Below are 20729 nucleotides of genomic sequence, written 5' to 3' on the forward strand. Positions count from 1 at the left end.
ATAAAAAGAGAACCTCCTGGTTCCCTTTTTGTCATTAGATATCCGTGATTTTCACCAATGGATGACCCAAAGCAGCAATGTTTTCATATTGCGTACTTTGTTCTCTCCAAAGGGCATCAATTGGATACCAGCCGTTGTTGGCTGCGTTATACGGATCTAAAACATAGGTATTTCCATTTGAATAGCCTTTTAAGACAATAGCGTGGCTGGTGCCAAAAGGCCATGACGAGAACTTATTCATCTGAACAGATGCTGATACATAGTGACCTTCTTTCAAGGCATTGGTTAATTCATTCACTGAACCCAAAGCTGTCGGTGTCATTCCAAAGTGTTTAGAGGCCAACAATACACCATTTCCACTCGTTCCTTGACTACCACGGTTAAATTCAACCGTATCATAATACAGGTAATCTGCTACCATCGTTGGTAAAATTTCTTTTCCTGATAATGACGAGATAATCATAGATAAACTGGTTGGCACACAACCTGTTGCTCCCATTTTGTAGCCACCGTAGAGAGTGTTTCCCCAGCGTTCATCTTTCTGATTGTAATAAGGAGTGTTGTAGCTGGTTTTTTTCACGGTAAATTCCGTTTTACCAAGCAAGTACATTTTCCCATTATCAGACTGGTAAGCGTGCAAATGATAGGTTCCTGTTCCAGAATGGTTAGCAACATTAATTAAACCAGTTGCAACCGCTTGTGAAACAGAAGCGTCGTACCACTTAATGTCGTCCTGGCCATTAACATCTGACCAGACAGCGTATTTAACAGAGCCATTTGAATACACACCTGAAATGGTAACGCCATAAACGCCTGTCCCCTTATAAGTAGCTGTTACGCTAGTTGTTGATTGGGTATTGTTAAAGGCACATTGTTCCAAATTATAACCAATGGTACTGCCATCTTTTGTTTTGATATAAGTATGAACAGTGTAATTTCCTGTTAGATTGTGGTGGTATTTTTCATCCACGGTCACAGTTGCCGAACCATCGACAAGATTTGACGTTGTGTACTAATGAAGGTTTGATTGATCGCTTTCTGACCATGCTGCTACGGACACACTCGCAATAGATTTTGAGGTTTCTGTTTCGGCAATAACAACTTGCAGCGTTCCTTTATCGGCGTTGTGGTTTTGCACGGTAACCGTTGGTGCTGTCAAGTTTTGATTAAAGGTCAAATCAATCCCTGAAGTAGTAGCGAAACCAACAAGGGAATGTGTTACTTCGCTGACACCGTAAACGTGAACGTTGTAGTGGCCTGATTCAAAGTTATGATTTTTCGCGTAGAAAGTGTAAGTGTAGCTGCCGTCTGCTGTTTTTTCTGCCTTGTACCACTTGATATCATCTTGGCCGTTTTGGCTAGTCCAAACAGGCACTTCAATATCATGAACGTAGATTGGGACGTTGGTCACCACAACCTTAGCTGAAGTATCGCTGGCTTGGGTTACACTGACTTTGACATCTGGTTTTGGCACGTCAATGCTGGTTGCACTGATGCAGGTCATTTTCCCTTTGACAACGGCATAAGTGTGGATGTAATAAGCACCGTAATCACCTGTGTAGCTAGCTGTTAATTGACCATTTTTAGCCACTTGGTACCATTTGATATCGTCTTGATCGTTTTTGGCTGACCAAACCGCGTGGTAAGTTTTGAGGTTTGAGCTGACGTCGCTTGGCATGGTAATGTAGATACCTGTTGGAGCCAATTCTGCCTTAACGGCCACATCACCGAAACGATAGTCTGATTCAAAGCGTTTGCCAAGTAATCCTGTTTGTACTTTTTAACGTGGTTATAGCCATAAACGTGGACATTGTAAGTACCCGCTTCTAGATTATGGGTCGCTTCGCTGAAAACAACGTAATAAGAACCGTCTGCTGCTTTTTCTGCCTTGTACCATTGAAGATCGTCTTGACCATTTGCCTCTGTCCAAGTTGGTACTTGGATATCATCAATGTAAATCGGTACATCAGTGATGGTTACCTTGTAAGTCGTCGCACTTTCTTTGGTAATATTAGCCTTAACTTCTGGTTTTGGCACAAGGACTGAAGTGGCGTTCAAACCGACCATTTGCCCGCGAACAACTCCATATGTGTGAACGAGGTAAGTTCCGTAAGAGCCAGTGTAGTTGGCTTTAGTATGACCTGAAGGGTCAGCCTTGTACCAAACAATATCATCTTGATCATTTTCCGCAGACCAAACCGCGTGGTAAACCGCCATCCCTTTGCTGACATCACTTGGCATAGTCAAATCAATGCCGTCTTTGGCTAATGTGGCATCAACCGCTACGTCACCAAAATAGTAATCCGCTTCAAAATGCGTACCAGCCAAACCTGTCAAAGCATTGGTTACCGCGCTCGTTCCGTAAACGTGAACATTATAGCGACCGCTTTCTGGATTGTGTTCAGCCACACTGATAATAGCCGAATAAGTGGTGTTTGAATCCTTAGTTGTCTTGTACCAAATCAGATCATCTTGGTCATTGGCTTGAGTCCATGTTGGCAATTGCACGCTTGAAATGTAGACAGGTACATCTGAAACCGTTACTTTGTAACTGGTTTCGCTGGCTTTCGCAATTGTCACTTTGGCACTTGGCTCAGGGCACAATGATGCTTGTTCCATTCAGTCCAGTCATTTTACCATTAAGGTTTTGATAGGTGTGAATATGGTATTTGCCATAAGAACCCGTGTATTTAGCTGTTGTTTTACCATGGCTGTCGGCCGTGTACCAAATCAAGTCATCTTGGCCATTCTTGTCTGACCAAACCGCAAACATGATTTTAGCCCCATCAGCGATTGGTTGGTTGTATTGGATGTTGAAACCGTTGCTACCTAGATAAACGTCGGTCACTCTATCCGTTACTCCAGTTCCGCCTCCTGTGGCTCCATGACCTTTTGTCTTCATAAACTTCTCCTAAAAAGCTTTCATTTTGTTACTATTTCAACATATTTTTAAGGTTGGTAAAATCCCCGAAAAATGAAATGCTTGACTTTTATTGACTAATAAAAAAGAAAAGCTGGGCATGTCGTCCCAGCTTAATTGGTGAGCAGTGACTCACTACTCTTTGCTTGTATTTTCAGCCTCTTCAATGGCTTTTTGTCCGTTTGTCGCCAGAACCTCTTTGTACCAATAGAAGCTATCTTTTGGTGTACGGTTGAGTGTTCCGTTGCCTGCATCGTCCATATCCACATAAATGAAACCGTAACGTTTACGCATTTCACCTGTTCCAGCTGAAACGATATCGATACAACCCCAAGTTGTGTAGCCAATGAGGTCCACACCATTTGTAATCGCATCTGCCATAGCGTTGATGTGAGCACGGTGGTAGTCAATACGATAATCATCGTGGATAGAACCGTCTTCTTCAATCGTATCAAAGGCACCAAGACCATTTTCAACCACCATCAATGGAATAGCGTAGCGGTCATAAATTTTTTCAAGGTAATATTGCAAGCCCATTGGGTCATGTGCCCAACCCCAGTCAGAGTAAGTCAAATAAGGGTTTTTAGCACCTGTTGAGAAGTTTCCTGATACTTCTTCGACACCTGTGTGGGTCGTCACGTTGTTTGACATATAATATGAGAAAGTATACATATCAACCGTACCACGTTTCAAATCTTCAAGATCTTCTTCAGTGATATGAAGTTCAACATTATGCTCTTTCCAAAGACGTTTGGCATAAGTACCGTATTTTCCTTTTACTTGCACATCACCACAGTAGTAAATGCCTGATTGCCATTTGTGTTCATTAGCAAGGATATCTGCTGGATCACATGTGCCAGGATAAAATGTAATACCACAAATCATATTTCCAATCATGAAATCAGGATTGATGGCATGACCAATTTGAACAGCTTTAGCTGATGCTACAAATTGATGGTGAAGAATTTGATAACCTTCTTGATAATCTGCATCACTAGCTTTTGAACCAAACATATCAAGGAACATGGTTGTGTTATTGATTTCATTGAAAGTTAACCAGTATTTAACCAAGTCTTTGTATTCGTTAAAAATAACCTCACAATAACGCACATAAAAATCAATCAGCTTACGATTTTTCCAACCGCCATAATTTTCTTCAAGTGCTAATGGCGTATCAAAATGCCAAATTGAAACCAAAGGTTCAATGTTATATTTACGGCATTCTTCAAAGACAGAATGGTAGAAATCAAGTCCTGCTTGATTAGGCTCTTTGTCAACACCATTTGGGAAAATACGAGCCCAAGAAATTGACAAACGAAAAACAGAGTAGCCCATTTCAGCAAACAGCTTAATGTCTTCTTTGTAACGGTGATAAAAATCAACAGCCACATGGTTTGGATAATGCTCTGTATCGAGCACGGCGTATTTAGCCCCTTCAGGAATCTTACCATTATGTCCCATAGCTGGCGCTTTACCAGGGTTACCATTTTTGTCGATATAAGTCATGTAACGTGGCGCATTGACTGACCCACCAGTTGTCACATCAGTTGCAACAAGTCCTCGACCATCTTTGTCATAAGCACCTTCGGCTTGGTTAGCAGCAATTGCTCCGCCCCAAAGGAAGTTTTTTGGAAATGCTTTTGTCATATATCTTTTCCCTCTTTCAATTAAGTACAATAATAGTATACCGTTATTTGAAAGCGCAATCTTGCATTATTATCTTGGAAAATGATACCATCCCACTACAAATACACTGACAAAATTTCAGACACCACACGATAACCAGTGATATTAAGGTGAAGGCCATCTATTGTACAAGTTAGTGGCAAATGACCACTTTCGTCACACAAGGAATCGTGAATATTGAGGTAGATTACACTTTTTTTTGACAAATTAGATAGCAAATTATTTAATTGATTGATGCTATCATTATTACGATGATTTGGTGTGCGAACAAATCTTGGTGACTCATTCATTGGAAAGACAGAAAGTAAGATAATCTCAGTTTCAGGCAATTTTTGTTGAATAGTAGCCATGATTGTCTCAATTGTTTCACACACTTCTTCTGGATGTCTGATCTTTAAATCATTAACCCCAATGAGCAAAACTACCTTACTTGGACGCAAATCTAAAACCTGCGTATGCAGATGTTCTAAGAGCTGCAAACTGTTAATCCCATGAACACCACGGTTATAAAGCGGAAAATTAGATATCAGCATTTCGTGAATTGGAAAATATTCAGTGATAGAATCTCCAGCAAAGACAATATTTGGCTGTTTTACCAGTTTGTTCAAAGCGTCGTATTTTTCCCACAACTGTACTTGTTGGTCAGCTAAAACTTTGTTGCGAAATTCTGTCACATCAGCTTTGTGATATAGTTCTTGAAAACCAGTCATAGTTTCTCCTTTTGTGACTATTCTATCACGAATCACCCTCGTTCAAAAAATGATTAGCTAAGACTTGTAAGACACCATTTTCTTGATTTGACGGAGCTTGATAGCAGGCTACATTTTTAATTTCCTGTGGAGCATTCGCCATAGCAAAAGAGTATTTCGCCAGTTTTAACATCTCAATATCATTGCCACCATCACCAAAAACCATCAGATTTTCAGGACTATAGCCCCAGTGATTGAGCAAGAAATCAAGGCCAGTTCCTTTATGCACATGCGATGGAATGACATCAATACAACCAAAACCACTAGAGGTTGCCGTTAGTTGATAATCTGCAAATAAAGTGTTAATTTCATCTCTCACTTGGAAGGTCAATTCATCACGAACCAGTAAAGTGACTTTAAAATAATCATCATCAGGAATTGGATGTAGATTATCAACGTATTTTAAAACAGGCAAATAATAGCTAAGCAAATCCTTAATTTTTTTCGGTGTCGACTTTGGCAAGTATGACGATGCCTTTCCTGCCAAGTTAATCACCGTATCAGGATAATGTTTCTCGATATAATTAACCAAAGCTGAGATAGCTTCTACTGTTTCAAATTCTTCCTGCAAAGTTCGACCATTTTCAATGATGTGACCGCCATTTTCAGCCACAAACGTCATTTGATGTTTATGTTCAGGAAATTGTTGAATAATTTGACGGTATTGATTACCGCTTGCCACGACAAATTTAACATCATCTGCCATAAATTTATCAAATAAACGGTTAAAAAGTACTTTATCATAGGTTTTGTTATTCGTTAAAAACGTTCCGTCCATATCTGTTGCGATTACTTTTATTGTCATAAGCTTCTCCTTTTTCACCATTATACGCTATTTTCTTGAAAATATCCTTGTCTATTATCAGAATAACTAATACTATGATATGAATAACTAATACTATGATATGAAAAATTACCACAAGATTTTCAAAAATAGAAATCTCATGGTGAGCGTGACATCATCAGTCTATATCATTGTCAATGGTTTCTTTAAATCTTCCAATTGTTGCACTTGAATTACCTGCTACCTCTAACATCGAGGTAAAAATACGTTGATAACCTATCTTAGCCGCTTGCGCTATATAATCTTTCATCTCAATTTTGATTTTGATGGATAGATAGGAATTCCTAATTCTTCCATATTTTCACGTTCTTTCTATAAAAAAGAGTGGGCTTACCCACTCTCATTATTTTAAGCTTCAACACCTTCTTCTTTAAGAAGTTGGTTGTCATAACGACGAACAAATGGCCAATAAACTAGGAAGGCTGCAATCGCACAAAGAAGTGCTACAGGAATTGCTTTGACATCAGCTGTACCAAGAAAAGCACCTATACCAACTGGAGTTGGCCATGGAACTTGTGCAATAACAGCATTAATCAAATTAAATTTCATTGCAAAATAGTAAATACTCATTGAAACAATCGGTGCTGTCATAAATGGAATAGCCAAAGCAGGATTATAGATAATTGGTAAGCCAAAAATTAAAGGTTCATTAATATTAAATACAGCAGGAACAACAGAAGCCTTTCCAATAGCACTTAATTGAGTTGAACGTGCTCGGAAAGCGCACCAGATACAAAGACCTAGAGTTGCACCAGAACCACCTGCAATAACAAACATGTTAGAAAATTCACCTGCTACAATATAGTGTGTTCCGTCCGCAGCATTACTTGCCATGTTAGCCAAAGCAATCGGACTAACGAATGCAAAAATAATATTTGCCCCATGAATACCCACAATCCAAAGCGCTTGAGTTAGTAAGTAAATAATTACTAAACCAATCCAAGTATTTGTTAAATTACCTACAAATGCAAACGGAATCGCAATAACTTGGAAAATATCAGTACCGAAGGCAACGAGAATACCATTAACAATGATAACAGTAAAGGCTACAACGAATCCAGGAATTAATGCTGTAAAGCCTCGTGAAACACCTTCTGGAACTGATTCTGGCATTTTAATAACCCAGTTATGTTTCACACACATACGATATAACAATACTGTCACAACTGCCATAATAATTGCTGTAAAAATACCAGTTGTACCAAAACGTGTAACCCCATTTGACATAGCCCAACCATCAGCTACAACTGTACCTTCCTTTAGGCTTATTACCGCAGACATTGCTCCGCCTTCAAAAATAATTTGGGGTACCGTCATAATAAATGCAAACAAAGCGAGTAAGGCACCATTTAGCGGAGTTAGATTTAAATCTTCTTCCTCTGCATAAATTTTTGTTAATTCATAAGCCATAGCAAGGACAAAGTACAATGAAAGTGATCCCATAGTTGCATAATAAGCAATCATATAAAGATCCGTAAATTTATCAAAAGATGCCGAAAAAATATTAGCTACAATAGGCCAGAATGAGAATGCTTGTGGCAAAATAGAAAATACCAAAAACATTGATCCAACAATCGTAAATGGTACTGCTGCCATACCAGCTGCTGTAATAGCACGTACAACCTTAAATTGAGCAATGACACTCATTGGCCCCATTAAATACTTATCTAGCAAGCCAAAGAATCCTTTTTGTTCATCCATATTAAACTCCTTTTAAATCACAAGCTTATTAATCTACTTTCCAAAAGTTTGTTGAAAACGATAATAAAATTTGTCTGTATTATTTTTTACTTGCTCAATCCGCTTAATATTTAGCTGACTAAGCCCCAATCCTAAAAGTTGTAAAACAATAACAAATACTTTGCCACTTAATCCGTTGCTAAAAATTGGAAAAGCTTGTTCAAACTGATATGGTAAAATCACCAATAAAATACCGATGAGGCTTACCGCTATTTGTCCTAAAAATGCTAACTTAGTCCATTTCAAAGCAACTGTTATTTTACCATACAAAGTGAATTGTTCAGCGAAAGCGATTGCAATTAAAAGTAACTGTAAAATTGGCAAAATAATAATAACATTCAATTGATACGACAAAATCATTATCCAATAAATATTAGCGAAGAATAACAAGGCAAGAGAATATCTAAAAAGTATATACCGAGCAAACAAGTTATTCTTCCAAGTGGTTTCCTGCTTTAAATCCCTTTTTTGCGTACTACTTTTTTGATTTTTACGTCCTGCCATCATTTATCTCCTCTCAACTAATTAACTTTTTTGTATAATTCTAACATTTCAAGTCCAACTTCACGAAGAGTCATTGTAGTCATCAAGTGGTCTTGAGCATGAACCATGATGATTTCAACATTAACTTCTTTACCACCTGCATACTCTTGGAGCAAGTGTGTTTGTGATTGGTGGGCTTTTAATAATTCGTCATTTGATTCTTTTAACTTTTCTTCTGCTAAGGCATAGTTTCCTTCTCGCATCGCATCGAATGCTTCGTGGACGATTGAACGTGCGTTACCAGAATTTAAGATAATCTCAAATGCTGCAACTTGCAATTCTTCTGAATTCATATAACTCCTACTTCCTTTTTAAATCGTTAAAAATATTTTTTTAAATTCATCAAATGATTGGCAAGCTAACATTTGTTCTTGAAGTTTTGGATTATCAACCAAATCAACAATGGCAGATGTCAACTCTGGTAGTCCATCATTATCATGAATTGACATTGACATTAAAAAGATAATTTTGATTGATAGATATTGTTCATCCCATTTCACACCATTTTTGACAATTGCTACCGCAAAATGATGTTTGCTACCGACGGCTTTCAAAGGATGAGGTACGGCAATGTTTTTCCCGAATACAATGGAACTCATAGATTCCCGCTGTTTCATCATATTAAGAAGTCGTTCCTCAAATTGCTCATTTTCATTTTGTGAAATGCTCTGAGCTAGTTTTTGCAATACCTCTTCTTTTGAAGCGTCCGATAGTAGAAAGAAATAGTCTTCTGAGAAGTAATCATCAAACACATCGCTTACACTGAGTTCTAATTGACGATTTTCTACATTTGCTAAAGACCTATTCAAATTAGAGATTCCCTGTTTAATATCCTTTAACTCTTCATCATTTAAGAAAACTGAAACCGTAAAGACTGGAATATTGAAAATCAAGTTTGATAAGGCAATAGAAGAAACGATAAAATCAATTCCTTTTAACTTTTCATCGTTGATTTCATAATAACCAATCACATCCGTAATCGAAACCAAGTTCCCGAGCTCGTTTTCAATTCGGCTCTTAAGCATTTGAGCACTGCCGTATCCCGTAGCACAGATGACAAGAACATTGTATTTACGTTGTTCTTTGTATCTTTCTTTGGCAGCCATAAAATGCAGAGCAATGTAGGCGATTTCATTTGGTGATAAAGTGTAAGCACTGAAAGTTGGCATATTAGCTACAACACGTTCAGCTAGTTGATACATGTCGCGATAATTGGCTTTAATTTCCGCTGTCAAAGGGTTTTCCATAACAACCCTACTTTGCAAGCGAATGAACATAGTTGATAGATGAGCAAGTAAGCCCTCAATCAATTGGAAGTCATTCTTAACAGTTGGATTAATTTGGTCAATACTGTCAATCAATTCCTGACGTATCTGCTCTTGCAAAACTTCTGAAATGTGACAAGCACTCCCGTGACCTTTTGAAACCAAGTGGAGAGTAATGTAATCAACTTCATCTGCTGGAAAATCAATGTGCGTAGATACTGAAACACGTTTTAAAATATTTTCAGCAATTTGACGTTCTGCCAAACCTCTCAGTACCAGTTCATCTTCTGACACCTTGCTAATGCGAAAACCTTCGGTAATGCGACGAATCGCTAAAGCAATGTGGATGATTAGATTTTGAATCACAAAGTCTGATAATTTAAGACCACCTTCCCGACATTCATCCAGAACAATGATGGTTAACTCTTCAAAAGAAATCTTTTGATTAAGCAGCTCATTGTCAACATATGAATGCATGGTGTTAATAAAACCAGAATCAATAAAGTAATCCATGATGAAACGACGTTTATCACGTTCTTGTCCTAAGACGTAAACCCCTTTATTGGCTTTGCTTTCAATTTTCAAATGATAAGGTTTAAATTTTTGTCTTATCTTTTTAAAATCACTAGATAATGTTGATCGACTAACAAACAACTCATCAGCTAAATCATCAAAATAAATTTCATTTTGTTCAAACAAAAGTTTATTTAGCAGATAATTGTAACGATCACTGATATCAGTAATGTTTTGGTAGTTATTGTGATGGTCATTGATATGATTTTCTTCTAAGAAATCAGCATAAGTATCATCATCTACGATGTCTAACTTGTAGCCGTAACCTTGTTTGGAAATCAAATCAATGCCTGAGTAAAAATCTAATTTTTCAACAAGTGTTTTATAGTAAGTTCTAATTGTTCTATCCGAACATCCTAATTGCGCTGCTAGTTCTTTACTAGTAACGAATTTATCCTTATCTTTAATAAGATATTGAATAATCTGCTTTTCTTTTTTATTTAACACAGAAGAGGACACCTCCAAGTACCATTAGAACTATTATATCACAACGGGCATTAGATGTTTTCTTTTACCAAAGCTGCCATTTTTTCAATACCCATTGGGATTGGAATGTAAGCTTGTGGTGGAATTTGAACGATTGGTTTGTTTGTTTTAGCAGCTGCATCTGCCAATTGTTTAAAGTTCATTTTAGTTTGTGGGCTGACAAGGTACAAATCGTATTTATCAGCTTCGATACGTTTTTGTCCTTCTGGAACCCCAACAGCATCCATTTCAATGTCTTCACCTTTTTCTTGAAGATATGTCATTGTTTTTTTAGCAATCATTGATGATGACATACCGCCTGCACAGATAATTAAAGCTTGTTTAGCCATAACGTTTAATCTCCTTTGTTTTTTATTTACACTGATATTATATGAAAACGTCATCATTATGTAAACGCATTCTTTTTCCTATGTGATGAGGAAAAAAATAAGACCACTACGGAAAATTTCCGTTTAGATATAACTCTTTCCGTAATCAAACTACAATCACTACGGAAATTTGCTGTAAATCTTCAGTGTTTTTAGAAAAAAAGAACCAGACTAGGGAAAACTAGTCTGACTATCTTAAAAGAATTCAGGAATAAATAATTTTGTATAATTCACAGAAACTTGATTTTATTGCAAGCCTAACTCATCAATAATTAGCTTTTTCAATTTTTCATCGTTCATTATAGAATAAACGCGATAGCTTTTTGAGTCTTTGTAAAGCACTTGAATCGTATCAGCAATCTTTTGATTAGCTAAAATATCAGGAAGCTCATTAGGATTTGAAGAGGTGATGATATATGGACCACTCATTCGTTGACCTTGATTATCATAAACTTTTCGATATTTGCTAGGCAAAAAGTAAATAAGAACAATCAGAACTAAAAATACGATAATAATAACCCATTTAATGCTCTTATTCGTCATCACCTAAACTACATCATACCAAGGGCACCTGATAGTTGGGCTGGGCGGATATAAATTTGTTCGTCTGACAAGTGATAATCTGCCATCAAAACCTTTTTCAATTCCACATCGTTGAGATGTGATTGAACGCTACAAGTATCATCTGATGAGCCGACAAATCTAACTTTTCCTTTAAGGTTGGCAATGCTTGCTAAATCAGGTAGTTTTGCACCATCTTTCATGACGACCACATAATCACAACCAAATGTTTTTGCTACCCAAAGTTGATTTCTAACGCTGTATACACCAGCTACAATAAGTGCAATAAGCAAAACAATCAATAAAACTTTCAACGTCATTAATCTCCTTTAACCTGTTTTTTTGAAGTATTTTTTTAAACTTCAAAAAAAAACAATTATTTTTAAGAAAAAATGTCATAAATATTAACATAAAATTGGTAGTTGTATTTTTTCTAAATAGTTTTAGCCATCCCTTAAAAATAAACCTTCCCAACTGGCATACGATTTACTGAGTAATCTCGACAGACACCTGAGTTGAATCCAGTTGATAATCCTTCATCAAAGTTGTTTTCAGCTCGGTATCATTAATCTGTGATTGTACCTTGCAAGTGTCGTCTGTTGCTGAAATAATCTTAATCTTTCCTCCAAGATTATCATTTTTTATCAAATCTGGTAACTTCAGTCCATGATGCATGGTAATGGTGTAATGGTAACCAAAGCGTTTGGTCACGCCCATTTTGATTTGAACAACACGAACAATCGCGAAGATTAACAAAATTCCAAAAACAATTGCTAAAATCGTCACCGTAATAACCCTCACCTCCTTGTTCCTAGCGAAACACTCAAATTATACGATTACTATAATCCTTTTTGAAAGCCCTGTCAATTATTTTCTGTAAGGTTTCTTTTCAGGAATTAAATAGGAAGAATCTACTGAAAAACTTTTGCAAAAAAGTCTCCAAAACATTGATACAACAACATTTCAAAGACTTTTAAAAATTATTTATAAATTATTTTACAAATAAGGATAATTCCTGCTAAGGCAACTGAGATGGTATTGGCAACAATTAAAGCTGGATCTGAAACAGAAATTCCATGTGCTAACCACAATGCTATCCCAGTGACTGACATGGTATACATGCCAAGTGAAATGGATTCAATGTCTTTGGTTTTTAAAACCTTGATCATTTGTGGCAAAAAACCAAATGTTGTCAAACAAGCCGCAATATACCCAATCATAAAGACCTACTCTCTTCTTATAATCATGTAAAAACCTTCGTAGGGTAAGAGATTACACCCCCACAAAGGTTTCAAAATACTAACTTAATGGATAGCTTTAGACTTCTTCACCGTTAGAAGCAATGACTTTCTTATACCAATCAAATGACAATTTTGGTGTACGTTTGTAAGTACCGTTGCCTTCGTCATCTTTATCAACATAGATAAAGCCGTAACGTTTCCGCATTTCACCTGTTCCTGCTGAAACAAGGTCAATACAGCCCCAAGGCGTGTACCCAATCAAATCAACACCGTCTTCGTCGACAGCTTTAATCATTTCTTTGATGTGAGCACCAAGGTAATCAATACGATAATCATCGTGAACCATGCCATCTTCTTCTACTTGGTCAATAGCACCAAAACCATTTTCCACGATGAAAAGTGGCAAGTGGTACATATCAGTAAACCAATTCAGGCTATAACGCAGGCCTTCTGGGTCAATTTGCCAATCCCACTCAGATGCTTCTACATACGGATTGCGGATTAAATCTTCTGTTTCCAAGTAGTCAAAATGCGGATTATTTTCACGGTGAGCATCAATCGCAAAAGACATATAGTATGAAAAACCGATATAATCAACGGTCCCATTCATCAAATCATCCAAATCTTGCTCGGTAATGTCAATGTCAATACCTTTGCGTTCCCAGTATTTAAGAATATGATTTGGGTAGAAACCATGAACATGTACATCAGTGAAGTAATAACGTTTTTCCATGGCTTTTTGTGCCATTAGAATATCTTTTGGATTACATGTTGCAGGGTAAATTGGACACATAGCAATCATACAACCAATTTGAAAATCAGGGTTGATTTCACGACCAATTTTAACCGCACGCGCAGATGCTACCAATTCATAATGAGCAGCTTGATACATAATCGCTTCGCGGTCATCGCCTTCTTTGTAGACAATACCAGAGTTTGTAAATGGTGCAAAATCTTCTTGATAGTTTGCTTGGTTATTGATTTCATTGAAAGTCATCCAATATTTAACTTTATCTTTGTAGCGACGGAAGCATGTTTCTGCAAAACGAACAAAGAAATCAACCAATTTACGGTTTGTGAAACCACCATATTCTTTAACCAAGTGATATGGCAATTCAAAGTGAGACAAAGTAACAACAGGTTCGATACCGTGTTTTAAGCATTCGTCAAATAAATCATCGTAGAATTGCAAACCTGCTTCATTTGCTTCTAATTCATCACCATTTGGGAAAATACGTGTCCATGCAATTGATGTACGGAAGCATTTGAAGCCCATTTCAGCAAACAAAGCAATATCTTCTTTATAGTGGTGATAGAAATCAATCGCTTCGTGGTTTGGATAATATTTACCTTCAACCACACCGTCAGTGATTTCACGAGGAACACCATGACGACCAGCTGTCATCACGTCAGCAACACTGAGTCCTTTTCCTCCTTCTTTCCATCCACCTTCTAGCTGATGAGCAGCAACGGCTCCGCCCCATAAAAAGTTATCTGGTAATTTTGACATGTTAGAACCTCCTTGTTTTTTACTCTTTCATTATAGCAATCGCTTTCAAAAATCAACATAGAAAAAATTTCCTAACCAATTAGGAAATTTTTAAAAACCATTTTCATTTTTTCTTTTTCAAGATAAGGACAAGGTCCCACAAAAATAATATAGCGGACAAGCTAAACAAAGCCGTTGACAAGCCTTGGCGCTGAGGATTAAAACTTAAAATGGTCGCCGCAAGCAGAGTTCCTGTAAAGAGCAAACCCACCACAAAACGATTGACCATTTGATTAATCACCAATATCCGCTTTTTGTAATCATAAATATCGTGATTGATTAAAATACGCCCATTTAACACTTGTTCCAAAAGCTGATTTAGACGACGCGGAATGTTCTTACCATTTTTTAATTGATAAAAGAGCTCAATCAACAAGGTTTCTTTATTGAGGGCTTGTTTGAGCATATCAGGCCCCATATTTTCCAAAAAGTAATTCTTTGATAAGGTCATCAGGTCAACATCTGGGGCCAATTCTCTGAAAATCCCTTCAATTTGAAGGCTGGCTTTTTCCAAAATGGTAATCTTGGGCGATGCTTTCAAATCGTTTTTGACAAACACATCTAGCAAATCTTCTATCAAATCAGTCAGAGATAGATTGCCCAAATCCAAATTAGAATATTTAGCCAACATCCGCTCCACATCTTGAGCCAAATCGGTTTTGCTGAGGGTGGAATCAAAGCTAGTCACCGCCAAAATTCCTTGCATCATGCCCTCAACATCTTGAGCCGTAAAACTATACAAAATATCGTTGAGCGCCACGCGCATATCATTTTCCAGTTGGCCGATGATCCCAAAGTCAATGAAATAGATTTTGCCTTCAGAAATCAGCAGATTTCCTGGGTGAGGGTCACCATGAAAGTACCCGTCCTTAAAGACTTGCTTGATAAAACTTAACATCAGCTTTTTACCAATGTCCTCTAAATCATAGCCCGCCTTTACCAACTCATCATAATGATTGATGGGAATGCCTTCAACGTATTCCTCCACTAGCATACGAGGCGTTGTGTAGGAATCAAATAAACGGGGCGTAGCAATGCAGGCAACTGATTTGTTTAAGTCAGAAAAGGTCTGAATGGCCTGCGCTTCATTACGAAAATCAATCTCTCTACTTAGACTCTCTTTTAATTGTTCAAAGACCTCCCCAAAATTCACCATGGGCAAAATGCCTTTGGGAATAAAACGCGACAATCGAATCAGAAGGTTGAGATCCTCATTAATGATTTCAGGCAAATGCGGCCGCTGGATTTTGATAATCACTTGTTGCCCATCAACCAAGGTCGCACGCACTGTTTGTGCCACCGAACCACTGGCTAGTGGTGTTGTGCCAATCTCTGCAAAAACTTCTGACATTGGCACAGGTAACTCTGCCTTGATAGCAGCCAACATTTCCTCTTGCGGCAGCGGAATGACATCATTTTGAAGCTTGCTGAGTTCTTTGATGTAAACATCTGGCAAAAGGTCACTTCTAGTGGAGAGAATTTGCCCGATTTTGATAAAACTAGGGCCCAGTTTCTCAAAAGCAAGGCGCAGTTTTCGTGGTGTGGACTTGTCTTTTAAGGGCTTTCCTTTTTCTTTTAAGGTTGTGAGGCCAACTGCACTAAAGACTCCTATAATTTCTCTTAGGCGCTTATTCGACATAAACTGTCCTTACTCTTTGTCGTCATCGTTTGGTGCCTTGGTCAATAAGGCATCTAATTTTTCTTCTAGACGCGCGATATCTGCCTTAGTGGCGTATTGCACAGGTTTTGTTTTGACGTCTAATTGCGTCAACAAATCTTCAGCTTGGTCTCTACTCTTGCGTTTTAATTCGGTTTGAAGTTCTTTGCCTTCATCAACGGTCAAACGTCCCTTTTGCACCAAATCCTTAACAAAAGTATCTGCTTTTTCTAAGGTCATAGATGTTAATCCAATACCAGCCAATAATACCTTTTTCAATTCATCCATGATACTTCCTCCTTACATCATGTGACAATACATCTTATACCCCTTTATTTTACTACTTTTAAAGCAAAATAGCTAAGGGGACCACTGTTCAAATCTGTTATCTCTTTCGTTTTTTGTTATAATAATCATATAATACTATCATATGATTAAGGTGTTTGACTATGACAACTAATTCAGAACACAAGTCCTTACTTCCTTACGACTATTATCGAACGGTCGTGGAGTCAGGACGTCCAGATATTTTATTTCATTGGCATCCCGAAATAGAAATCAATTACATTTATGAGGGGTCAGCTCGTTTTCATATTGACTACGATTATTTTGACAGTCAGGCAGGTGATATTATCCTCATCCGTCCAAATGGTATGCACTCTATTCATCCTTTGGAAAATCAAACCCATGTGATGGATACTTTCCACTTTCATTTGGATATGATTGGCCATTCAACAGTTGACCATGTCAGCATTAGTTACTTGCAACCCTTGCAATCCAGTCTTTACCAATTTGTTCCGCGGATTCAACCAGGCATGGGAGGCTATGATGAGATTAAACGTTGTTTGTTTACCATTTTTGAGCTGTCTGCCAATAAAAACCGCCATTTTGAACTCTCTCTCAAATCAAAACTCAACGAATTTCTTTATCTCTTGTTTTACCATCATTATGTTGTTCAAAAAACGACAGATGATGCCTATCGTAAAAACGAGCAAATTCGTCATTTGATTGACCACATCAACCACAATTACCAAAAGAATTTGTCTATTGATTACCTCTCTCATTTTATGGGGTATAGCAAGACCCATTTCATGACCCTTTTCAAGCAACAAACAGGGGTTTCTTGTACTGAATTTGTCATTCAAGTACGACTCAATAAGGCCAGTGAATTGCTCATCAACACATCGCATTCTATTTTAGATATCGCGACGGATGTCGGCTTTAATAATCTGTCTAATTTTAACCGCCAATTCAAGCGTTATTACCAATTAACCCCAAGTCAATACCGTAAAAAATTCACGCATTCTCACAAATCGTGACACCAAAAAACGCATGATACTCAATCATGCTTTTTGTTTTGCTCTATTTTTAAGCTAGTGCCGTTAGGAGGTAATCACCAGCTATTACCGTTGCATCTTGTGTGGTTAGCACATCACTGAAGTCTGTCGAATTGGTAACGATAATCGGTGAGATAACTGGTAAAGCCTGCCTGCATCGCGGATGACTTTCAAATCAAAATCTAGTAAGTTTTTACCAGCTTGAACCTTATCCCCTGCTTTGACAAAGGTTGTAAAGCCTTTACCATCAAGAAAAACCATATCCATACCTACGTGAATGAGCAATTCGACACTGCTTTCTGTGCGTAGGCCAACGGGCGTGTTCTGTTGGGAAGACAAGAGTGACTTCACCATCAACAGGCGATGATACGATACCGTCTGCTGGGTCAATGGCAATACCTTTACCCATCGCACCTGTCGCAAAAACTTCATCTGGCACATCTTCAAGTTTCACTACTTTCCCTGTCATTGGGCTAGCAATGATTTCTTGTTGGAATTCTTTCAAGTTATGGACTGGTTCAACCACAGCTTGTGTCTTTTCTTCTTTTGGTTAGCCGTAAAGGTATGATACTAGAACAAACATTTGGATAGTGAAGGCAAGAACAATGGTAATCACTGAAAGTCTAATCATAATCCACATATCAAACATATCACCCATTTCTGACTTAATATAAGCTGGATATTGGAAGATTCCAGATACTCTAGTGCTATAGCTATACACTTTGAAGAATATTTCCAAAGCACCGGCAATACCTAAAACGAAATATGAGATGAAGAACGATGTTTCATTGGAAGCGTCACACCAAAATTATCCGGTTCGGTTACACCAAAAACTGATGAAATGAAGGCTGGCGTTGAAATCGTGCGAACTTTTGGTTCTTTGGTTTTAAGAATAATCGCTTCAAGAACACCTGTTTGAGTGAAGTTTGGCAGACATGATCCAAAAGAATAGCAAGAATAACCATTTATAGTAATGTTCATGATAGCAAGTGAAACAAGAGCCTAGTGCAAACCAAACATAACCAATACTTGCCACAATGCTCCCAAGAAGAAACCATAAAGAACTGAGTTGAAGTTCAAAATTGTTTGGAATCCTAGAGATAGCCAGTCCGTTAGGAGATTAGTAATCGGACCAACCACTAGGAAGGTTAAAAGAGCAGTGACAATAATTGTCAAAAATGGTACCACAAAGAGTTTGACCAGATCAGGCCTGATGTTCTTAATGCCTTTTTCAATCATTGATGCCAACCAAAATGCTAAAATACTTGACATAACAGTTGATAGGTAAGCCCCTGATGATGACAATTCCAAATAAAACCGTGTTAATTCATCACTAGTCCCTTCATTTCACAAAACAAAAGTCTTTTCAATCAAAAGAGGGGCAACAGCATCGCCCGTTTTTTCTGAAAACCAAGCCCCTTTCCCATAACAATGAGTTCTTCATCCTGGTCATTTTTCGCCCAAACCACATTGTTATTATAAACTTTGATAATGTTCATATCAGAAACAATCCTTTTTCTCCATTTATTGTATCAAAAATTACAAAGAAAGAAAAAAGAGCACCATCATTTTACAAACTACATCAGTAAGGATCTTATTTTGCCGATATCTGGCTCATTGACCACAAGGAAAATGGTATCTCCAGCATTTAAGCGCGTGCTTCCTGACACAACTTCAGAATGTTGGTCACTAACTTGCATAGTAATCAGCACATTTTTAGGAAGAACCAAATCTCTGACATACTTGCCAGCAATTTTATCTGAAACGGTCAAAGACACCAACGTTGGCTCAATGACTTCTCTATCCTCTAAAATCGGTAATTTAGCTAACAAAGCTTCGTAGATAGGTTCCCCTTTCATGACATCCATGACGATATAAGCCACAATGCTCACCACAGCAATTGGCATGAGTTGACGAAAATCACCAACCATTTCAGTCACCAACACCATGGCTGTCAGCGGAGCTTTGGAAATGGCTCCAAAATAACCTGACATTCCCATCACAAGAAATAAAACGAGGTATTTGTCCGCATAAAGTCCCAAGCCTTGACCAACCAGACCAAAACCAAATCCTAAAATAGCACCCAAGGTTAAGACTGGTAAGAAAATACCACCTGGCAAGCCGCTAGAATAACTAAAAGTACTCCACACAAAGCGAATGACAAAATAAAGACAGACAGCGGTCAAGGTCAAGTGACTACTTGGCAAAGACGTGATTAAACCATTTCCCCCACCCAGCAATTGTGGGTAGAAATAACCGATAGGAATAATGAGAAAGACCGCAAAAACACTGTAAAAAGCACTTGGAATTGGAATGAATTTGGCTAAATAACGGTAGAACAAATCGCCATTTAGAGTGACTTTTTCATAAACATAACCCAAAACACCTAAGATAATTCCTAGCAATAAAATCAGCCAATAATAACGCAAGGGCAAGACAGGCAAGCGGTCTGACATATAAAGCACAGGCTTCAAGCCAAAGAAATTCATGGAAATAAAGTTAGCAGCTAGGCTGGCAACCAAGGCACTAATCCAAATACAGCGCGAAAATTGATGGTAAACTTCTTCTACAACAAACATCAATCCAGCCACGGGGGCATTGAAAGCAGCAGACAAACCAGCTGCCGCACCACTAGCAATCAAGACACGTTCTTCTAGACGCCCAGCCTTAAAATACCGCCCGATACCTTTTCCTGCCATAGCACCAAGCTGAATACTAGGTCCTTCACGCCCAAGCAAAAATCCCATTGAAATGGCTAGTACACCTCCAAAGAATTTTTTCCAAAGAACAGACCACCAGTTAGGGTGCAACAAACCTTTCAATTCAGCTTCAACGTGTTGAACCCCTGAACCTTTAATATTGGGGTCAGATTGGATGAAAAAGCCAATAATGGTTACAACAACCAGACTTAATCCAAATAAGATCAGCAACAAACTAGGCTGCTGGTGGGACAATTCGTAAAGGTGTACCACTTTTTTCAAACTGAGCTCAATTAAAAGGCGAAAAACACTGGCAATAGTCCCTGCCACACAGCCAACCAATAAGCCCCGCCATACAAAACTAAGAATGGACGATAGCGAAAATTGATACTCCTTATGATAACGATCCATACTAAACTCCTTTTCATGAAACAGTGTTTTCATACTTTTCCAATAGATTTCATACGCTGCTATTATACCATAAAACTTCTGCGGTATTTCGAGGGAATCA

General features: G+C 37.9%; 23 protein-coding genes and 2 pseudogenes. 1 reads left to right on the forward strand and 24 read right to left on the reverse strand.

What is annotated here, in order from left to right; translation table 11 throughout:
* Positions 1-34 precede the first annotated feature (34 nt).
* The 17 genes and pseudogenes from HFK82_RS09355 to HFK82_RS03685 form a co-directional block, all read right to left on the reverse strand.
* Positions 35-2896 (reverse strand): annotated as a pseudogene (locus HFK82_RS09355) (GBS Bsp-like repeat-containing protein); the annotation flags it as partial.
* A 159-nt stretch (positions 2897-3055) separates the two neighbouring features.
* Positions 3056-4567 (reverse strand): glycoside hydrolase family 1 protein, encoded by a 1512-nt coding sequence (locus tag HFK82_RS03610; protein WP_168260834.1) that lies wholly within the window; start codon positions 4565-4567, stop codon positions 3056-3058.
* Between the two features lie 95 nt (positions 4568-4662).
* Positions 4663-5316, reverse strand: a complete 654-nt coding sequence (locus HFK82_RS03615) for a GDSL-type esterase/lipase family protein (protein ID WP_168260835.1) — start codon at positions 5314-5316, stop codon at positions 4663-4665.
* Between the two features lie 25 nt (positions 5317-5341).
* Positions 5342-6160 (reverse strand): Cof-type HAD-IIB family hydrolase, encoded by an 819-nt coding sequence (locus tag HFK82_RS03620; protein WP_148525454.1) that lies wholly within the window; start codon positions 6158-6160, stop codon positions 5342-5344.
* Between the two features lie 157 nt (positions 6161-6317).
* Positions 6318-6449: a MupG family TIM beta-alpha barrel fold protein gene (locus tag HFK82_RS03625; RefSeq protein WP_231853189.1), complete on the reverse strand. Its 132-nt coding sequence runs from the start codon at positions 6447-6449 to the stop codon at positions 6318-6320.
* Between the two features lie 98 nt (positions 6450-6547).
* Positions 6548-7900 (reverse strand): PTS cellobiose transporter subunit IIC, encoded by a 1353-nt coding sequence (celB, locus tag HFK82_RS03630; RefSeq protein WP_168260836.1) that lies wholly within the window; start codon positions 7898-7900, stop codon positions 6548-6550.
* Between the two features lie 33 nt (positions 7901-7933).
* Entirely contained in the window at positions 7934-8443 is a 510-nt protein-coding gene (locus HFK82_RS03635; protein ID WP_148525458.1) for a hypothetical protein, read from the reverse strand.
* Positions 8444-8460: 17 nt separating this feature from the next.
* Positions 8461-8775, reverse strand: coding sequence for a PTS cellobiose transporter subunit IIA (locus HFK82_RS03640; protein ID WP_061407881.1), 315 nt, complete (start codon positions 8773-8775; stop codon positions 8461-8463).
* 18 nt (positions 8776-8793) lie between these two features.
* Positions 8794-10767, reverse strand: coding sequence for a PRD domain-containing protein (locus tag HFK82_RS03645; protein WP_168260837.1), 1974 nt, complete (start codon positions 10765-10767; stop codon positions 8794-8796).
* Between the two features lie 50 nt (positions 10768-10817).
* On the reverse strand, positions 10818-11135 hold the full coding sequence (locus HFK82_RS03650) for a PTS cellobiose transporter subunit IIB (RefSeq protein ID WP_020916863.1): 318 nt from the start codon (positions 11133-11135) through the stop codon (positions 10818-10820).
* Positions 11136-11420: 285 nt separating this feature from the next.
* A complete protein-coding gene (locus tag HFK82_RS03655; RefSeq protein ID WP_168260594.1) occupies positions 11421-11717 on the reverse strand; it encodes a hypothetical protein in 297 nt (98 codons plus the stop codon).
* 8 nt (positions 11718-11725) lie between these two features.
* On the reverse strand, positions 11726-12055 hold the full coding sequence (locus HFK82_RS03660; protein WP_168260838.1) for a hypothetical protein: 330 nt from the start codon (positions 12053-12055) through the stop codon (positions 11726-11728).
* A 166-nt stretch (positions 12056-12221) separates the two neighbouring features.
* On the reverse strand, positions 12222-12521 hold the full coding sequence (locus HFK82_RS03665) for a hypothetical protein (RefSeq protein ID WP_020916866.1): 300 nt from the start codon (positions 12519-12521) through the stop codon (positions 12222-12224).
* Between the two features lie 194 nt (positions 12522-12715).
* On the reverse strand, positions 12716-12955 hold the full coding sequence (locus HFK82_RS03670) for a SemiSWEET transporter (RefSeq protein ID WP_168260839.1): 240 nt from the start codon (positions 12953-12955) through the stop codon (positions 12716-12718).
* A 97-nt stretch (positions 12956-13052) separates the two neighbouring features.
* Positions 13053-14486, reverse strand: a complete 1434-nt coding sequence (locus tag HFK82_RS03675) for a 6-phospho-beta-glucosidase (RefSeq protein WP_168260840.1) — start codon at positions 14484-14486, stop codon at positions 13053-13055.
* A gap of 103 nt (positions 14487-14589) precedes the next feature.
* Positions 14590-16164, reverse strand: a complete 1575-nt coding sequence (locus tag HFK82_RS03680; RefSeq protein WP_168260841.1) for an ABC1 kinase family protein — start codon at positions 16162-16164, stop codon at positions 14590-14592.
* Between the two features lie 9 nt (positions 16165-16173).
* The gene (locus HFK82_RS03685) at positions 16174-16470 is read right to left on the reverse strand and encodes a phasin family protein (protein ID WP_168260842.1); all 297 of its coding nucleotides are present in this window, start codon (positions 16468-16470) and stop codon (positions 16174-16176) included.
* 161 nt (positions 16471-16631) lie between these two features.
* On the opposite strand from HFK82_RS03685, the gene HFK82_RS03690 reads away from it, so the two are divergent.
* Positions 16632-17501 (forward strand): AraC family transcriptional regulator, encoded by an 870-nt coding sequence (locus HFK82_RS03690; protein WP_168260843.1) that lies wholly within the window; start codon positions 16632-16634, stop codon positions 17499-17501.
* 105 nt (positions 17502-17606) lie between these two features.
* On the opposite strand, the gene HFK82_RS08925 is transcribed toward HFK82_RS03690, so the two are convergent.
* The 7 genes and pseudogenes from HFK82_RS08925 to HFK82_RS03705 all read right to left on the reverse strand — a co-directional run bounded on the left by HFK82_RS08925 (position 17607) and on the right by HFK82_RS03705 (position 20629).
* Complete coding sequence (locus tag HFK82_RS08925; protein ID WP_239472539.1) at positions 17607-17780, reverse strand: PTS glucose transporter subunit IIA; 174 nt, start codon at positions 17778-17780, stop codon at positions 17607-17609.
* Positions 17767-18045, reverse strand: coding sequence for a PTS sugar transporter subunit IIA (locus HFK82_RS08930; RefSeq protein WP_235300328.1), 279 nt, complete (start codon positions 18043-18045; stop codon positions 17767-17769). The genes HFK82_RS08925 and HFK82_RS08930 overlap by 14 nt, the downstream gene beginning before the upstream one ends.
* A 24-nt stretch (positions 18046-18069) precedes the next feature.
* Entirely contained in the window at positions 18070-18240 is a 171-nt protein-coding gene (locus HFK82_RS08935) for a hypothetical protein (RefSeq protein WP_240928817.1), read from the reverse strand.
* A gap of 32 nt (positions 18241-18272) precedes the next feature.
* On the reverse strand, positions 18273-18500 hold the full coding sequence (locus HFK82_RS08940; protein ID WP_239472540.1) for a hypothetical protein: 228 nt from the start codon (positions 18498-18500) through the stop codon (positions 18273-18275).
* A 21-nt stretch (positions 18501-18521) separates the two neighbouring features.
* Entirely contained in the window at positions 18522-18830 is a 309-nt protein-coding gene (locus HFK82_RS08945) for a PTS transporter subunit EIIC (RefSeq protein WP_240928818.1), read from the reverse strand.
* 39 nt (positions 18831-18869) lie between these two features.
* Positions 18870-19018: pseudogene (locus HFK82_RS03700) on the reverse strand (CAT RNA binding domain-containing protein); the annotation flags it as partial.
* Positions 19019-19096: 78 nt separating this feature from the next.
* Positions 19097-20629, reverse strand: a complete 1533-nt coding sequence (locus HFK82_RS03705) for a ClC family H(+)/Cl(-) exchange transporter (protein ID WP_168260844.1) — start codon at positions 20627-20629, stop codon at positions 19097-19099.
* Between the last annotated feature and the right edge of the window lie 100 nt (positions 20630-20729).

The sequence above is a fragment of the Streptococcus alactolyticus genome (assembly GCF_012277075.1).
In the GTDB taxonomy this organism is placed as follows: domain Bacteria; phylum Bacillota; class Bacilli; order Lactobacillales; family Streptococcaceae; genus Streptococcus; species Streptococcus alactolyticus.

Coding starts and splice junctions, on each gene's coding strand:
- HFK82_RS03620 (WP_148525454.1), bottom strand. CDS start 6,160: ATGACAATAAAAGTAATCGCAACAGATATGGACGGAACGTTTTTAACG.
- HFK82_RS03685 (WP_168260842.1), bottom strand. CDS start 16,470: ATGGATGAATTGAAAAAGGTATTATTGGCTGGTATTGGATTAACATCT.
- HFK82_RS08940 (WP_239472540.1), bottom strand. CDS start 18,500: ATGAACATTACTATAAATGGTTATTCTTGCTATTCTTTTGGATCATGT.
- HFK82_RS03660 (WP_168260838.1), bottom strand. CDS start 12,055: ATGACGTTGAAAGTTTTATTGATTGTTTTGCTTATTGCACTTATTGTA.
- HFK82_RS03675 (WP_168260840.1), bottom strand. CDS start 14,486: ATGTCAAAATTACCAGATAACTTTTTATGGGGCGGAGCCGTTGCTGCT.
- HFK82_RS03640 (WP_061407881.1), bottom strand. CDS start 8,775: ATGAATTCAGAAGAATTGCAAGTTGCAGCATTTGAGATTATCTTAAAT.
- HFK82_RS03690 (WP_168260843.1), top strand. CDS start 16,632: ATGACAACTAATTCAGAACACAAGTCCTTACTTCCTTACGACTATTAT.
- HFK82_RS03670 (WP_168260839.1), bottom strand. CDS start 12,955: ATGATTGGGTATATTGCGGCTTGTTTGACAACATTTGGTTTTTTGCCA.
- HFK82_RS03655 (WP_168260594.1), bottom strand. CDS start 11,717: ATGACGAATAAGAGCATTAAATGGGTTATTATTATCGTATTTTTAGTT.
- HFK82_RS03625 (WP_231853189.1), bottom strand. CDS start 6,449: ATGAAAGATTATATAGCGCAAGCGGCTAAGATAGGTTATCAACGTATT.
- HFK82_RS03650 (WP_020916863.1), bottom strand. CDS start 11,135: ATGGCTAAACAAGCTTTAATTATCTGTGCAGGCGGTATGTCATCATCA.
- HFK82_RS03680 (WP_168260841.1), bottom strand. CDS start 16,164: ATGTCGAATAAGCGCCTAAGAGAAATTATAGGAGTCTTTAGTGCAGTT.
- celB (WP_168260836.1), bottom strand. CDS start 7,900: ATGGATGAACAAAAAGGATTCTTTGGCTTGCTAGATAAGTATTTAATG.
- HFK82_RS08925 (WP_239472539.1), bottom strand. CDS start 17,780: ATGGTTTTTCTTGATGGTAAAGGCTTTACAACCTTTGTCAAAGCAGGG.
- HFK82_RS03610 (WP_168260834.1), bottom strand. CDS start 4,567: ATGACAAAAGCATTTCCAAAAAACTTCCTTTGGGGCGGAGCAATTGCT.
- HFK82_RS03635 (WP_148525458.1), bottom strand. CDS start 8,443: ATGGCAGGACGTAAAAATCAAAAAAGTAGTACGCAAAAAAGGGATTTA.
- HFK82_RS03615 (WP_168260835.1), bottom strand. CDS start 5,316: ATGACTGGTTTTCAAGAACTATATCACAAAGCTGATGTGACAGAATTT.
- HFK82_RS03705 (WP_168260844.1), bottom strand. CDS start 20,629: ATGGATCGTTATCATAAGGAGTATCAATTTTCGCTATCGTCCATTCTT.